Below are 14,956 nucleotides of genomic sequence, written 5' to 3'. Positions count from 1 at the left end.
CCGGTGAGTCAGATCGTCGTCAAACGCCCGCCGCGGTCCCTGCCGCCCGAAGTCCCCTCGGACGAGCTGAGGCTCGAGGCTCCGCCGGAACTTCCCCGGGGCCAGCAGGAGGGCATGTTGATGCAGCTCCTGCCGATGCTGGGCATGGGTTCTTCGGTCGTCTTCTTCTTCATGCCGGGTGCGGCGCCGTTCATGCGCATCATGGGCATGCTGATGCTGGTGTCGACCGTCGCCATGATCATCGCGCAGTTGGTCCGCCACCGGCGCGGTACGCAGGGGCAAATGGCCGATGTCCGCAGGGACTACCTGAAATACCTCGCACAGACGCGCCGTCAGGTCCGCAGGACCGCGCGGTCGCAGCGCGACGCGCAGCTGTACCTGCACCCGGCACCCGAGCAGTTGTGGTCGGTGGTGGCCGAGGGCTCGCGGCTGTGGGAACGGCGCGTGAGCGACGCGGACTTCGGCCAGGTCCGGCTGGGGCTGGGCGTGCAGCGGCTGGCGACTCCGCTGGTGGCGCCGGACACGGCGCCGGTGGACGAGCTGGAGCCGCTGACGGCGGGCGCGATGCAGCGCTTCCTGAAGGTGCACTCCTCGCTGGACGGGCTGCCGGTGGCGGTGTCGCTGCGGGCGTTCTACCACGTGACGGTGTCCGGGGAGCCGGAGTCGGCGCGCGGTGCGGCCCGGGCGATGGTGGCGCAGCTGGCGACGCTGCACTCCCCCGACGACCTGGTGGTGGCCGTGGTGGCCGCGCCGGGCGCGGTGGAGACGTGGGACTGGGTGAAGTGGCTGCCGCACACCCAGGTGCCGGGGCAGGTCGACGGGGCGGGCAGCAAGCGGCTGTTCGGCGACGACCTGACCGAGGTGGAGGCGTTGCTGGCACCCCGGCTGGAAGGGCGGCCGCGGTTCAGCCGGGACACGTCCCCGGTGCTGGACCAGCCGCACCTGGTCGTCGTCCTGGACGCCAACTCCCGCGGCGGGCTGGTGCCGGCCGAGTCGGCGTTCGCGGCGGCCGAGGGCCTGCAGGGCGTGACGATCGTCGAGGTGGTCGCGGGCGAGCTGGACGAGCCGCGCGGCGGGCTGTCGGTCGTGGCACGGCCGGGGAAGCTGCGCCTGGAGTCGGGCGGCGGCGTCGCGTACGAGGGCCTGCCGGACAGCCTGTCGCTGCCGGCTGCGGAGGCGCTGGCCCGGCAGCTGGCGCCGCTGCGCACGGGCGGCGGTGACGACGACGAGCCGCTGCTGGCCAACCTGGACTTCACGGACCTGCTGAACCTGGGCGACGCGGCCTCGATCGACGTGGCCCGGACCTGGCGGCCGCGGTCGGCCGGTGAGCGGCTGCGCGTGCCGATCGGTGTCGGCGAGGACGGCTCGCCGGTGATGCTGGACCTGAAGGAGGCCGCGCAGGAGGGCATGGGCCCGCACGGGCTGTGCGTGGGCGCGACGGGTTCGGGCAAGTCCGAGCTGCTGCGCACGCTGGTGCTGGGCCTGGCGGTCACGCACACCTCGGAAACGCTGAACTTCGTCCTCGCGGACTTCAAGGGCGGTGCGACCTTCACCGGCATGGGGCAGATGCCGCACGTCGCGGCGGTCATCACCAACCTGGCGGACGACCTGACGCTCGTGGACCGCATGGGCGACTCGATCCGCGGCGAGCTGCAGCGCCGTCAGGAGCTGCTGCGCTCGGCGGGCAATTACGCGAACATCCACGACTACGAGAAGGCGCGCGCGGCGGGTGCCCCGCTGGAGCCGCTGGCCTCGCTGGTCCTGGTCATCGACGAGTTCAGCGAGCTGCTGACCGCGAAGCCCGACTTCATCGACATGTTCATCCAGATCGGCCGCATCGGCCGCTCGCTGGGCGTGCACCTGCTGCTGGCCTCGCAGCGCCTGGAGGAGGGCAAGCTGCGCGGGCTGGACACGTACCTGTCGTACCGGATCGGTCTGCGGACGTTCTCGGCGGCGGAGTCGCGCACGGCGATCGGTGTGCCGGACGCGTACCACCTGCCGTCGGTGCCGGGTTCGGGCTACCTGAAGTTCGGTACGGACGAGATGGTCCGCTTCAAGGCGGCGTACGTCTCGGGCACCTACCGCTCGGGCGGGCGGGAGCTGTCGGTGGGGCAGTTCCCGGTGGAGCGACGGCCCGCGCTGTTCACGGCGGTGCCGGTGCCGGTCGTGTACGCGGCACCGGACCCGGCGTACCTGGCGGCCCAGGCCGAGCAGGAGGACGACGCGCTCGCGGACACCGTGCTCGACGTGATCGTGTCCCGGCTGGAGGGGCAGGGGGTCCCGGCGCACCAGGTGTGGCTGCCGCCGCTGGACCAGGCGCCGGCGCTGGACCAGCTGCTGCCGGCGCTGGCGGCCTCGGCGGAGCGCGGGCTGCACGCGGAGGGGTACACGCGGCCGGGCGGGCTCGTGGTGCCGCTCGGGCTCATCGACAAGCCGTTCGAGCAGCGGCGCGAGGTGCTGTACCGGGACTTCTCGGGTGCGGCGGGCCACATGATGGTGGTCGGCGGCCCGCAGTCCGGCAAGTCGACCCTGATGCGGACGCTGATCTCGGCGTTCGCGCTGACGCACACCCCGCGCGAGGTGCAGTTCTACGGGCTGGACTTCGGCGGTGGCGGCATGTCGGCGGTGGCGGAGCTGCCGCACGTCGGCGGGATCGCCTCGCGTCTGGACCCGGAGCGGGTGCGCCGCACGGTCGCCGAGGTGGGCGGCATCCTCAACCGCCGCGAGGAGTTCTTCCGGGCCCACGGGATCGACTCGATCGGCACCTACCGGCGCAAGCGGGCGGCGGGCGAGCTGCCCGGCGAGGCCTGGGGCGACGTGTTCCTGGTCATCGACGGCTGGGGCGGCTTCCGGGGCGAGTACGACGCCCTGGAGCAGGTGGTCACGGACATCGCGGGGCGCGGTCTGGGCTACGGCATCCACGTGGTGATCACGGCGGCGCGCTACATGGAGGTGCGGGCCGCGCTGAAGGACCAGATACTGGGCCGGCTGGAGCTGCGGCTCGGTGACGTCATGGACTCGGAGTTCGACCGGAAGGTCGCGGCGAACGTCCCGACGGGGATGCCGGGACGCGGGCAGGTGCCGGAGAAGCTGCACTTCCTGGGGGCGCTGCCGCGGATCGACGGCTCGCACGACGTGGGGGAGCTGTCGGACGCGACGGCCGCGTTCGTGTCGGTGGTGAAGCAGAACTGGTCGGGGCAGGCGGCCCCGGGCGTGCGGCTGCTGCCGCGGCTGCTGCACGCGGACCAGCTGCCGGGCGGCGGGGAGTTCCCCGAGCGCGGCATCGCGATCGGCATCGACGAGACGAACCTGGAGCCCGTGTTCGTCGACTTCGAGACGGACCCGTTCCTCCTCGTCTTCGGCGAGAGCGAGTCGGGCAAGACGAACCTGCTGCGGCTCATCGCGCAGCAGATCGCGCAGCGGTACACCCCCGACCAGGCCCGGCTGGTCGTCGGCGACTACCGGCGCACCCTGCTGGGGGCGCTGCCGGAGGAGCACCTGCTGGAGTACGCGCCGATGGCGAGCTCCCTGCAGATGCACATGGAGGCGCTGGGCGGCGTGTTCGCCCGGCGGCAGCCGCCGGACGACGTCACCCCGCAGCAGCTGCGGGACCGCAGCTGGTGGACGGGCCCCGACGTGTTCATCGTCATCGACGACTTCGACCTGGTGGCGACGAGCCAGGGCAATCCGCTGGCGCAGCTGGTGGAGTTCCTGCCGTTCGCTCGGGACACGGGTGTCCGGTTCATCATCGCCCGCAACTCCGCGGGGGCCTCGCGGTCGCTGTACGAGCCGTTCATGCAGCGCATCAAGGAGCTCGGCGCGCAGGGCGTGGTGCTGTCGGGCGACCCGTCCGAGGGCGACCTGATCGGCACCGTGCGCCCGCGGCCGATGCCGCCGGGCCGGGCGTACTTCTCCTCGCGCCGGCGGGGGACGTCGCTGGTCCAGCTGGGCCGGATGCCGGGGGCCTGAGCCGCACGGGGTCTCCCGGGGTCTGTGCGGCCCTTCCGGGCACCCGGCCGGAGGGGCCGGGGCCCGGCCGGAGGGCCGGGTCCGCAGCGCCGCGGGCCCGGTCTTCCGCGGGAGCGGAGGGTGATCAACCGGAAACGCTCCCCCGGTGCGGTCCCGAGCCCCGATAATCGGCAGCGTAGGACCGCCGAGGGAGAGGCCGCACATGGGCACCCAGCAGGAGAAGGACGAGCTGTACGCGCTCGACATCAGCGGCGTGGAGTGGGAGGGCCCGCCCGGGACCAGCCCGGACGAGGAGCGGGTCGAGATCGCCCGGCTGCCCGAGGGCGCGGTGGCGATGCGGTCCTCCCTGGACCGGGACACGGTACTGCGCTACACGGCGGCCGAGTGGGAGGCGTTCGTACTCGGTGCCCGGGACGGGGAGTTCGACCTCGACCGCGGCCCGCACTGAGACCGGTACGGCCCGGTACGCGTGGAAGGGGCGCGCCCGCAGTGGGCGCGCCCCTTCCGTGCGTACCGGGCCGGTGCGGTTCAGACGGCTCAGTAGGCCTCGGTGAACAGGCGGGAGGCCTTCACGTCGGTGGCGCGGTAGTCGCCCTTGCCGCGCTCGATCAGCTGGGCGACCTTCTCCAGCTGCTCCTTCATGTGATCGGCCTTCTGCCGGTACTTGCCCTGGAGCGTGACGTACTCCTTGTGCGCCTCACCGTCCCAGGTGTCGGTGACGACCTTGAGGGCCTGCTCCATCTCCGCCAGGTCGTCGATGATGTTCTTCGAGACGGTGCGAATGCGGTTGGCCATCTCCTGGACGCTCTCGTACCGTACCCGGGTTGCCCCGTCGTTGGCTGCCATGGTCTTCTCCTTCGCGCTGAAACTGAGCTGGGTGGGGAACGACGCGGCCGGTCAGACGCCGTTGAGGCCCGAGGTGTTCTGGTTGCCGGAGGCCGCCTGGACGGACTTGAACGCGGCGCGCACCTCGTCGTCCTGGGCGTTGCTCAGGTTCTTGGTCTGGGCGACCGCGTTGTGGAGGACACCGAGCAGGCGGCGGATCTCGTCGTGGTCGTCGTTGACGGTCTTCTGGGCGTCGGTGAAGCCGCTTGCACCCACACCGGTCCAGCCGGCGCTCACCGTGGCGATGATGTCGGCCAGCTCACGGGCCTGCTTGGTGACGGCGTTGGCCGTCGACTCGATCTTGTTCTTCGCCTGGACGACCGGATCGTCCGCAAGTCCGAAATTGTTGCTCATCCGAAGCTCCTCACTTCTCAATTCGCCGGCAGAACCGGCGGACTGCGCAGCGGAGCGGAGGTCCCGGTTGCGAATGATCCGCGCCCACCGGGGAATTCCCCCTCCGCCTCACGCGATCCCCCGATCACAGTCGTGAAGCCTGGTGCCACTCTAGCCAGTTCATGTCACAGCCCCAACACCGGTGGCCTGCAACTGTCGATGAACTGTGACCGTTCACTGCAAACGGCCGCGGCGTCTGCGCGCGTCCCGGATGACGGTCGCGGTCCCGCCGATGACGGCGATGAGCACGACGCCGATCCCCAGGACGTACGTGCCGATCCGCTCGTCCCGCTCCTGCGCGGTCTCGGTCAGCCGCAGGGCCGCCGCCTCGGGCGCGGCCGCCGGGGGCGGACCCGGGTCGGGCACGGGCGCCCTGGGCCGCTCGTGGTCCTGGGTGACGGCGCGCACCGGATCGACGACACCCCAACCGACGTAGTCGTCACGGCCGTTGACCGAGCGCTCGGCGGTGGTCTGGATCTGCCAGATCACCTCCTGCGGGGACCAGTCCGGGTGCTCGGCGCGCAGCAGGGCCGCGACGCCGGCGACGTACGGCGCCGAGAAGCTGGTGCCGTTGTCGATGCACTGGCCGAAGCCGGGGACGGTGGAGACCATGTCGACGCCGGGCGCGGCGATCCCGACGAAGTCGCCGGGCTGGGAGAACACCGCCCGCTCGTTGTTGCGGTCCGAGGAGGCGACGGCGAGGACGCCGGGGAAGGCCGCCGGGTAGGTCCTGCGCTTCTGGCCGCTCGCGCCGTCGTTGCCGGCGGACGCCACGATCAGGACCTTCGCGTCGACGGCCCGCTGGACCGCCTTGCCGAGCTCCGTGTCGGCGGTCAGGGGGACGTCGGTGTCCTGCGAGACGTTGATGATCTGGGCGCCCTTGGCCACGGCGTGGTCGATGGCCTGGCCGAGGGAGAGTGCGTTGCCCTTGCCCTGGCCGTCGTTCTGCCGGATCGGGATGATCACCGCTTCGGGGGCGAGGCCGACGAAGCCCGTGCCGTCCTGCGGGCGGGCCGCGATGATCCCGGCCACCTTCGAGCCGTGACCGACGGTGTCGACCGTGCCGTCGCCGCCCTTGGCGTCGATGAAGTCCTTGCCCGATCCCACGTCGAGGGCGCCGCTGAGCTGCGGGTTCACCCGGTCCACGCCGGTGTCGATGACGGCGACGCGGACCGGTTTGCCGTCCTTGTCCTTGCCCTTGGTCCGGGCCCAGAGCGTGTCGAGCAGGAGCCGCTGGAGGGCCCAGGGGCGGTCGGCGATCTGCTTCTTCATGGGGAAGGTGCACTCCCCCGCGCCGGCGGGGCGCAGGGCCGGGGCCGCCGCGCCGGGCGGCTGTGCGCCGGGGGCCCCCGGAGCGGTGGCGGCCGTGGCGGCGGTGGTCGTGCCGCAGGCGGCGACCAGGGTGACGGCGGCGGCGAGCAGCGCACGGCGCGCGTACGGGGAGGGGGTCATCGGCGGCGTCCTCACGAACCCTGGGGCTGGCGGGCGGAGTTGGTGTCCAGGCGCGGCCCCTTGGAGAGGAACTCCGACCACGCGATGGGCACGAGGGCCGGTGTGACGCCGCCGTAGCCGAGACGTATCTGTGCCTGGCTGGCCTCGGGCCGGCCTTCGCCGCCGCCCTCGGCGCCCTTCTGGTCCGGGGCCCCGATCTTCGACTTCTCGGCGTCGCTGTCCCCGTTGGCCTGGACGGCGTACCGCAGGCCGGTGTCGGTGACGAGGAACAGGGCGCCGCCCGCCGTGCTCTGCTTGCCCTGGAGCTGCGTGTACAGCAGCCCGGAGCCGGGCGTGACGTACGCGCTGGTGCCGCTGGCGGTCATGTCGACGGGGAAGCCGGTGCCGGCCCAGGTGCTCAGGGTCTGGTTGCCCTGGCCGTCGACCGAGCGCAGTACGTTGCAGACGGTGTCGCGGGGTCCGGCGCCCTGCGCGGCGGCCGCGTCGCCGGACGGGGCCTGGTTGATGCGGGCGGTCTTGCGGGACGGCCACCGGGTCTCGCCCTTGAAGGGCGTCTGCTCCGGGTTGAGTGCCTGGAGGTCGACCTCGCGCGGCTTGCCGTGCATGTTGAGGGTGTCGGTGGCGGGCGCCGAGATCAGCAGCCAGGCCACGAAGTCGGAGACCGGGGCGACCTTGCCGGGCAGCACCACGTAGTGCTGGGCGCCCGAGCCGGTCTGGGCCCGCAGCACCATGCCGACCTTGTTGTCGGCGGTGCCCAGACCCGGCACGTCGGCCTTGGTGCCGGCCGCGGCGGGCAGCTGCGGGAACGCCAGGTCGTCACCGGAGTTGAGGGTGGCCAGCCACTGCTCGGTGACCTGCTGCGGGGTGGCGCCGGTGTTGCCGACCAGCGCGTTGGTCATCTTGCCCGCGTCGGCCGTGCCCTCGGGGAACTTGTACTTGGTGCCCGCGCTGTCGACGAGGTAGCGCTCCTTGGCCCCGCCGGTGCTCTGCACGTACACCATCTGGCTGTCGGTGAGCCTGCGCGCGTCGTCCATCATGCCCGCCTCGCGGTCGGCGAGGACGAAGGTGGCGGTCTGCACGCTCTTGCCGTTGCCGCCCGGCGCCTGGCACACGGCCCAGCGCTTGGCCTTGCCGGCGTCCTTCGGGGCGGGCAGCCGGTCGGGGGCGTACGGGATGCCGATGATGGGCCCGCGCGGAGGCTTGCCCGCGTCGAGGACCTTGTCATCGATCTGCAGGACCTTGAACTTCTGCGGGTCCAGGAGGAGTCGGGCGGAAGCGAGGTTCAGCACCGGGTGCAGGCGGGTCTGGTCCTTGCCGTTCACCTTCGTCGTGAGCACCACGTACCGGGTCGTCGACTGCTTGCCGACGAGCACCTTGGTGCCCGGCTCGTCCCAGCCCTTGGGGGCCTGTGGTTTGAACATGCCCCAGGCGCCGAACCCGGCGAGGACCAGCGCCCCCACCACCAGGCCCGGCACGACCGCGCGCAGGGGCCGTGGTGCACCTTCCTCCGAACCCGTCGCGGACGGCTGGAGAAACGCGGCCACCGTCCGTCGCTTCGCAAAGGTGTACGCGTTGAGTTCATCACGCCGTGATGCCATGACCGTCTGCTTCTCCCCGCACGACCCGGTCGGCGACTGCGGTCCCCGGGCCTCGTTTGTTCGGACCGGGGACCTACTATGCCTCTTGATCGAGGGGACGGACGGGCCGGGTAGGGTGAGGCCGCCGCTCAGTGCCTTCCACAACCTTCCACACCGGGGTAATCAGGGCCTGTTGGGGCGGAATGGGGCGATTCCGGGGTCCCGCGGCGAGCACCGTGCAGCCCCGGCACTCACGGGGTCCGGCCCCGGGGGCACCTCCCAGCGGTGGCTGGGGGAGAAAGGGGAGGTGGGCCAGTGACGGCCACCACGACGGAACCGCAGGCGAGCGCTCCCGCACCCGTACGCAGCGGGGTGACACCGAGTCCGAAGTCGAGCCCCGGCCGCTTCGGCCCGTTCCGATTGCAACAGCTGGTCCTGCTCCAAGTGGCCGCGGCCGCACTGCTGGTGGCCTGGGTGGTGGAACCGCTGCTGCTGGTTCCCGCCGGTGTCCTCGCGCTGGTCCTCCTGGTCCTCGCCGTCGTACGCCGCCACCAGCGCTCCCTGCCCGAGTGGATCGGCGGCGCGCTCGCGCTGCGCGCCCGCAGGCGCCGGGCCGCGGCGTTCACCGTGCCCGCGGGCACGGAGCCGGGGCTGGCGCCGCTCGTCGAGGCCGACCCGGCGCTGCGGACCATGACGTTCAGCGACCGCGACCGGCGGCCCGTCGGCATGGTCGGCGACGGCACGTTCCTGACCGCCGTCGTGCAGGTGGACACCGAAGCCACCGCGCTGCGGCCCGAGCGGACGGACCGGCCGCTGCCCCTGGCGCTCGTACGGGACGTCCTCGAAACGGACGGTATCCGGCTGGAGTCCGCGCAGCTGGTGCAGCACACCCAGCCCGCCCCCGCCCCGCACCTGCCCCCGCAGTCGATGGCCACCCGCAACTACGCGCCGCTGCAGGCGCAGACGGGCACCCCGGCGGTACGGCTGACCTGGATCGCGCTGAAGCTCGACCCCGAGCTGTGCCCCGAGGCGGTCGCCGCGCGCGGCGGCGGGCTCGCGGGCGCCCAGCGCTGTGTGCTGCGCGCGGCCGACCAGTTGACGAGCCGGTTGGCCGGCGCCGGCTTCCGGGCCACCGTGCTCACCGAGCAGGAGCTGACGGCCGCGCTGGCGACCTCCTCCTGCGCGAACCCGCGGGCGATCACCCAGGCGGGCCGCTCGGCCGGCTCCGGCCGCCGCACGGAGGAGACCTCGCGGACCTGGCGCTGCGACGACCGGCGCCACACCACGTACTGGATCGGCCGCTGGCCGCAGCTGGGCGGCTCGGGGACGGCGTCCCTGCCGCAGTTCGTGGCGCTGCTGACCTCGCTGCCCGCCCTCGCGACCACGTTCAGCCTGACGATGGCCCCGGCGGAGCGGCAGGGCGTCACCCTGACCGGGCACGTACGCGTGACGGGGCACAGCGACGAGGAGCTGGTGGCGGCCCGCCGGGAACTGGAGCGGACGGCCCGCGGTGTGCGCGCCGGGCTGGTCCGACTCGACCGCGAACAGGTGCCGGGGCTGCTGGCCTCGCTGCCGCTGGGAGGTGCGCGATGAGGAACGCGGTCAGGGGCGGCTTCGGGCTCGTCGGCCCGCGCCGGGAACGGCACACGGTCCCCGCCGTGGACCTGGACGCCCTGGCGCTGCCGGTCGGCGACGACGGGGTCGTCATCGGCGTGGACGCGCACGGGCGGGCGGCGGTGCTCGGCATCAACCGGCCCACCCCGTACGAGGTGACGCTCATCGGCGGCGTGTGGACCGCCCAGGTGCTGGCGCTGCGCGCGGCGGCCACGGGCGCCCGGGTCGTGGTGGAGACGGGGCGGGCGCAGGTCTGGTCCGCGCTGGCCCAGGCGGCGGGCGGCGGGCAGCAGTGCGTGACCCTGCACGACGTGGGCCGCGTACCCCCGCAGGGCGCATCGGCGGGCAGCCCGGTGCTGGTCGTCCGCGACTGCGGGATGCGGCCGCCGCGCGGGCGCGTGGTGGCCGGGCCGTGGCAGGCGGTGGTGACGCTGCTGCCCTACCTGAGCCCGACGGCGCCGCGGCTGTTGCAGAACTCCTCCCTGGCGGGGATCCAGCGGGTGTCCCCCGACGAGGCGGAGCAGATCGGCCGCCTGATGAACCTGCCGCGGCAGACGGTGGAGTCGCTGCCGACGCTGGGCGACGGGGTCACCTTGTGGTGCACGCCCCGGGACCGGCAGTTCGTGATGACCCAGGGCACGGACGAGGAGACGGGGCTCCTGGGCCCGTGCCGGCGCATCGACTGACCGGTCCGCCGCGGCCCTGCCGGGTTCGGCGGTGCGCGGCGGTGACGGTTGCTCAGGGCGGCGGCGGCCGGTAGGCAGGACCGCGGTACGGGGCCCGCGCCGCCCGGAGCCGTATCCGACCCGCCCTTCCGGCCCGGCGGGGCCGGCGGGGTGCCGGCGGGTGCCGGCGGGGGACCGGCCGCGGTGGGGTGCGGCCCGTCGGAGGGCCGACACGGGTGCCGGCGCGCGATTAGGCTGAGCGTGGGCGTGGCGCCGAGGGGCGCCGGACCAGTGTTCGACAGACCAGGAGGACGGACGAGTGAGCGGCGATCGGAACGAGAGGCGCGGCGGGACGTGGGACGTCCCGACGGACGATCAGTCCGACGCGGAGCCCGAGGTGACGGGCCAGTTCACCATCGACTACACGCCGCCGGCCTGGTACACGCAGAGCGCGGCGCCCGCCGCGCCGGTGCCGGCCCTGCCCGAGGGCAGCGGCTTCCAGCCGCACACCCCGTCGGACGTGGTCTCCCCGCCGGCGACGCCGGTGGCTCCGCCGACCCCTCGGACCCCGTCCGAAGCCGCCCCGACGGCGGCGGGCCCGGCCGACCCGGCCCCGGCCGACCCGGCCGCGGCCGCCACCCCTCTGGAGCCGACGCCCGGACTGCCGTCCTACCTGTCCCCGTCGGACCTCGAACCCGCACCCGCGCCGCCGGCCCCGGTTCCCCCGGCCGATGCAGCGCCTGCGCCGGCGCCTGCTCCGGTATCCCCGGCCGACGCGGCACCGGGCCCGGCCCTGCCGCCGGCGCCCGCGCTGCCTGCCGACGCGTTCCCGGCCGCGCCCGCGGCGGAGCCCGCGCCCGGACTGCCGTCCTACCTCTCCGCAGCGGGACTTGAGCCGGCCGTCGCGCCCGGAACGACGGCCGACGGGTCAACCGGCCTGTCCGTCACGGGTGGTGGACCGGCACCCGAGCTGCCCTCCTACCCGTCGGCAGCGGCCATCGAGCCCGCGCCGTCGGCCCCCGCGCTGCCCGCGCCCACCGACACGCCCGTCGACGGTGTTCCCGTGCCTCCGCCCGGGGTGGGGACCGGCTCCGGCGTCGTGCTGGGGAAGGCCCCCGCCGAGGCCCCGCCGCAGGACGCTCCGGCTGCGGGCCCCGCGCCCCACGCCGCGCCCGCTCCGGCCGACGCCGTCCCGGCCCTGGCGCCGGCGGAGCCCCTCAGCCCCGTGCCCGCTCCTCACCCGGCGGTGGAGCCCCCCGTCGCAGGACCCGTCGGCGAACTGCCGCAGCTGCCGCCCGCGTTCCCCGCCCCGGAGGGACCGCACGCCGGGTACGGCTTCCCGCAGCCCCAGGCCCAGCCCGTCCCGGCCCAGCCGCAGCCGTACCCGGCCGCGCCGCAGGCCGGGTACGGCTTCCCTCCGGTTCCGCCGGCCAACGCGCAGCCGCAGGACGGCTACGGCTTCCCGCCGGCCGCCCCGACGCCCGTACCGCCGCAGAACCAGGCGCCCGTGGACGCTGCCGGATACGCGCTCCCGCCCGCACCGCAGCCGCAGGACGGCTACGGGTTCCCGCCGGCCGGGCCCGCATCCGTGCCGCCGCAGCCGCAGGCCGCCCAGCCGCAGCCGTACGTCGACCCCCGCGCCGGCGCCCCGTGGCCGGCCGCCGCCCAGCCCGGACCGCAGCCCGGTCCGCAGCCGCACGACCCCCGCTACCAGCCCGGCAGCCCGGCCGGCGGTGCGCCCCTCGGCTACACGGCCGCCGTCGAGCTGTCCTCGGACCGGCTGCTGCGGGGCAAGCAGAAGCCCAAGCCGCAGCGCACCGGCTTCCGCTTCGGTGGCAAGGCCGCCGAAGCGGACCGCCTGCGCAAGCTGGAGCTCATCCGCACGCCGGTGATGTCCTGCTACCGGATCGCCGTCATCAGCCTCAAGGGCGGCGTCGGCAAGACGACGACGACCACCGCCCTCGGCGCGACCCTCGCGACCGAGCGCCAAGACAAGATCCTCGCCATCGACGCGAACCCGGACGCCGGCACCCTCGGCCGCCGCGTCCGCCGCGAGACGGGTGCCACGATCCGGGACCTGGTCCAGGCGATCCCGTACCTGAACTCGTACATGGACATCCGGCGGTTCACCTCGCAGGCCCCGTCCGGCCTGGAGATCATCGCCAACGACGTGGACCCGGCCGTCTCGACGACCTTCAACGACGAGGACTACCGCCGCGTCATCGACACCCTCGGCCGCCAGTACCCGATCATCCTCACCGACTCGGGCACCGGTCTGCTGTACTCCGCCATGCGCGGCGTCCTGGACCTGGCCGATCAGCTGATCATCATCTCCACCCCCTCGGTGGACGGCGCGAGCAGCGCGAGCACCACGCTCGACTGGCTGTCCGCGCACGGGTACGGAGACCTCGTCTCCCGCTCCCTCACCGTCATCTCGGGGGTCCGCGAGACCAGCAAGATGATCAAGACCGAGGACATCGTGCAGCACTTCGAGACCCGCTGCCGCGGTGTCGTCGTCGTGCCGTTCGACGAGCACCTCGCGGCCGGTGCCGAGGTCGACCTGGACCTGATGCGGCCGAAGACCCGCGAGGCGTACTTCAACCTCGCCGCCCTGGTGGCCGAGGACTTCGTACGGGCGGCCCAGCAGGCCCAGCAGAACCACTGGGGAGCGCCCCCGCAGCAGCACGCCCAGCACCCGCAGCAGCCGTACGCCCAGCCCCAGCCCCAGCCCCAGCCCGGCCAGCCCTACGCCGCGCCGCAGCCGCAGCCGCAGCCGCCGTACCAGCAGCCCTACGCCGCGCCGCAGCCGTACGCCGACGGCGGCCAGCCCTACCCGCAGCAGCCCGGCCAGCCCTGGCCGCAGCAGCCGCAGCCGCAGCCGCAGCCCGGGCTCCCCGGGCAGCAGCCCCCGCGCGACCCGCGCCTGGGCTGACCTCCCGGTCAGCGAGACAGCAGGACAGCAGGAGAGCAGGACGAAAAGAAGGGCCCGCACCACCCCGGGGTTCCCGGGGGCCGGTGCGGGCCCTTCTTTTCGTCAGGCCGCGGTCAGCGCTCCGCGCTCTCCGCGTCGTACACCCGCGTCAGCTCCCGCGCGCGCTTCACGTCGTCCGCGATGGCCTCCAACAGGCCCTCCAGCGACGCGAACTTCGCCATGCCGCGCACGTAGGCGAGGAAGTCCACGGTGACGTGCAGCCCGTACAGGTCGAGCCCGACCCGGTCGATCGCGTACGCCTCCACGGTCCGCTCGGTGGCGTCGAACTGCAGATTGGTGCCCACCGAGATCGCCGCGGGCATGCGCTCGCCGTTCGCCGTCAGCCAGCCCGCGTACACGCCGTCGGCGGGGATGGCGGTGTGCGGCGGGGTCTCCACGTTGGCGGTCGGGTAGCCGAGCTCGCGGCCGCGCTGCGCGCCGCGCACGACGACGCCCTCGACGCGGTGCGGGCGGCCCAGGACCTCGGCCGCGCCCACCACGTCACCCTCGGCGACCAGTTTGCGGGCGAGCGTCGAGGAGAACGGCACGCCGCCGCCGGCCGTGCCGCGCTCGACCAGGTCGATGACGTCGACCTCGTAGTCGTACGTGCCGCCCAGTTCGCGGAGGAAGTCGACGTTCCCGGCGGCGCGGTGGCCGAAGCGGAAGTTGGGGCCCTCGATCACGGCGCGGGCGTGCAGCTTGTCGACGAGCACCTTGACGATGAAATCGGCCGGGGACAGCTGCGAGAACTCGGCCGTGAACGGCAGGACCAGCAGGGCGTCGACCCCGAGGCCGGCCATGAGCTCGGCGCGCCGGTCGTAGCCCGCCAGGATGGGCGGGTGGCTGCCGGGGCGGACGACCTCGCTCGGGTGCGGGTCGAAGGTGACGACGACGGACGGGACGCCGAGCTCGCGCGCCCGGGCCACGGCCCGCCCGATGATCAGCTGGTGGCCCCGGTGCACACCGTCGTACGAGCCGATGGTGACGACGCTGCGCCCCCAGTCCTGGGGGATGTCCTCCAAGCCACGCCAGCGCTGCACTGTGACCGCTCCTCGCCCGAACCGTGTAGGCCCTGTACTCGTTGCCGATTGCACGTCTAAGACTGCCATGCCCGTGCCCGGGCCCCCGCATCGGTGTCGGGCTGCGGGGCGCTTCTGTGTCACCTCGGCCGGAAGGCGCCGGGGAGCCGCCGGGAGCGGCCGGCGCATCCGGGGCCCACGGACGGGCGGCAGAAGGCAGCGCGGCGCAAAAGCGCCCCCTCGTGCTCCCTCCAGTCACTCCGCGCGCCTGCTCGGACGGGTGAATAGCGGCGTTCGACTGGATAGAGACCTACCCGAGGGGGGTGGTGGGGGGGGGGGGGGGGGCGGGGCGGGCCGGCCCCCCCCCCCCCCCCCCCCCCCCCCCCCCCCCCCCCCCCCCCCCCCCCCCCC

At 73.9% G+C, this 14,956-nt stretch carries 10 protein-coding genes; 5 read left to right on the top strand and 5 right to left on the bottom strand.

Features of this window, described 5'->3' with window-relative positions:
* The first annotated feature begins 3 nt into the window (after nt 1–3).
* Together eccCa and ACFVGY_RS29665 are read left to right on the top strand one after the other, a co-directional pair.
* Nucleotides 4–3,969, top strand: a complete 3,966-nt coding sequence (eccCa, locus tag ACFVGY_RS29670; protein ID WP_385682890.1) for a type VII secretion protein EccCa — start codon at nt 4–6, stop codon at nt 3,967–3,969.
* A gap of 202 nt (nt 3,970–4,171) precedes the next feature.
* The gene (locus tag ACFVGY_RS29665) at nt 4,172–4,417 is read left to right on the top strand and encodes a DUF397 domain-containing protein (protein ID WP_125544560.1); all 246 of its coding nucleotides are present in this window, start codon (nt 4,172–4,174) and stop codon (nt 4,415–4,417) included.
* An 89-nt stretch (nt 4,418–4,506) separates the two neighbouring features.
* Here ACFVGY_RS29665 and ACFVGY_RS29660 read toward each other — a convergent pair whose 3' ends face one another.
* The 4 genes from ACFVGY_RS29660 to eccB all read right to left on the bottom strand — a co-directional run bounded on the left by ACFVGY_RS29660 (nt 4,507) and on the right by eccB (nt 8,297).
* Nucleotides 4,507–4,815, bottom strand: coding sequence for a WXG100 family type VII secretion target (locus ACFVGY_RS29660; protein ID WP_385682886.1), 309 nt, complete (start codon nt 4,813–4,815; stop codon nt 4,507–4,509).
* A gap of 51 nt (nt 4,816–4,866) precedes the next feature.
* Nucleotides 4,867–5,208, bottom strand: a complete 342-nt coding sequence (locus ACFVGY_RS29655) for a WXG100 family type VII secretion target (protein ID WP_385682883.1) — start codon at nt 5,206–5,208, stop codon at nt 4,867–4,869.
* 213 nt (nt 5,209–5,421) lie between these two features.
* Complete coding sequence (gene mycP / locus ACFVGY_RS29650) at nt 5,422–6,699, bottom strand: type VII secretion-associated serine protease mycosin (RefSeq protein ID WP_385682880.1); 1,278 nt, start codon at nt 6,697–6,699, stop codon at nt 5,422–5,424.
* 11 nt (nt 6,700–6,710) lie between these two features.
* Entirely contained in the window at nt 6,711–8,297 is a 1,587-nt protein-coding gene (gene eccB / locus ACFVGY_RS29645; protein WP_385682877.1) for a type VII secretion protein EccB, read from the bottom strand.
* A gap of 294 nt (nt 8,298–8,591) precedes the next feature.
* On the opposite strand from eccB, the gene eccE reads away from it, so the two are divergent.
* From eccE to ACFVGY_RS29630, 3 genes are all read left to right on the top strand, one after another.
* Nucleotides 8,592–9,869, top strand: a complete 1,278-nt coding sequence (gene eccE, locus ACFVGY_RS29640; RefSeq protein WP_385682873.1) for a type VII secretion protein EccE — start codon at nt 8,592–8,594, stop codon at nt 9,867–9,869.
* Entirely contained in the window at nt 9,866–10,576 is a 711-nt protein-coding gene (locus tag ACFVGY_RS29635; protein ID WP_385682870.1) for a hypothetical protein, read from the top strand. Before eccE ends, ACFVGY_RS29635 begins: the two co-directional genes overlap by 4 nt.
* 298 nt (nt 10,577–10,874) lie before the next feature.
* A complete protein-coding gene (locus tag ACFVGY_RS29630) occupies nt 10,875–13,487 on the top strand; it encodes an SCO5717 family growth-regulating ATPase (RefSeq protein ID WP_385682867.1) in 2,613 nt (870 codons plus the stop codon).
* Nucleotides 13,488–13,600: 113 nt separating this feature from the next.
* Here the strand turns inward: ACFVGY_RS29630 and ACFVGY_RS29625 are convergent, their stop codons facing one another.
* Nucleotides 13,601–14,566, bottom strand: a complete 966-nt coding sequence (locus ACFVGY_RS29625; RefSeq protein ID WP_385682864.1) for a bifunctional riboflavin kinase/FAD synthetase — start codon at nt 14,564–14,566, stop codon at nt 13,601–13,603.
* Nucleotides 14,567–14,956 lie beyond the last annotated feature (390 nt).

The organism is Streptomyces sp. NPDC127106 (assembly GCF_042677605.1).
GTDB lineage: Bacteria > Actinomycetota > Actinomycetes > Streptomycetales > Streptomycetaceae > Streptomyces.
Note: the sequence above shows the minus strand (reverse complement) of the source record. Positions and strands in the feature narration are given on the sequence as shown.

What these genes read in the sequence shown, in the direction of transcription:
- ACFVGY_RS29660 (WP_385682886.1), bottom strand. Translation starts at nt 4,815, where the DNA reads ATGGCAGCCAACGACGGGGCAACCCGGGTACGGTACGAGAGCGTCCAG.
- ACFVGY_RS29635 (WP_385682870.1), top strand. Translation starts at nt 9,866, where the DNA reads ATGAGGAACGCGGTCAGGGGCGGCTTCGGGCTCGTCGGCCCGCGCCGG.
- ACFVGY_RS29655 (WP_385682883.1), bottom strand. Translation starts at nt 5,208, where the DNA reads ATGAGCAACAATTTCGGACTTGCGGACGATCCGGTCGTCCAGGCGAAG.
- ACFVGY_RS29665 (WP_125544560.1), top strand. Translation starts at nt 4,172, where the DNA reads ATGGGCACCCAGCAGGAGAAGGACGAGCTGTACGCGCTCGACATCAGC.
- eccB (WP_385682877.1), bottom strand. Translation starts at nt 8,297, where the DNA reads ATGGCATCACGGCGTGATGAACTCAACGCGTACACCTTTGCGAAGCGA.
- mycP (WP_385682880.1), bottom strand. Translation starts at nt 6,699, where the DNA reads ATGACCCCCTCCCCGTACGCGCGCCGTGCGCTGCTCGCCGCCGCCGTC.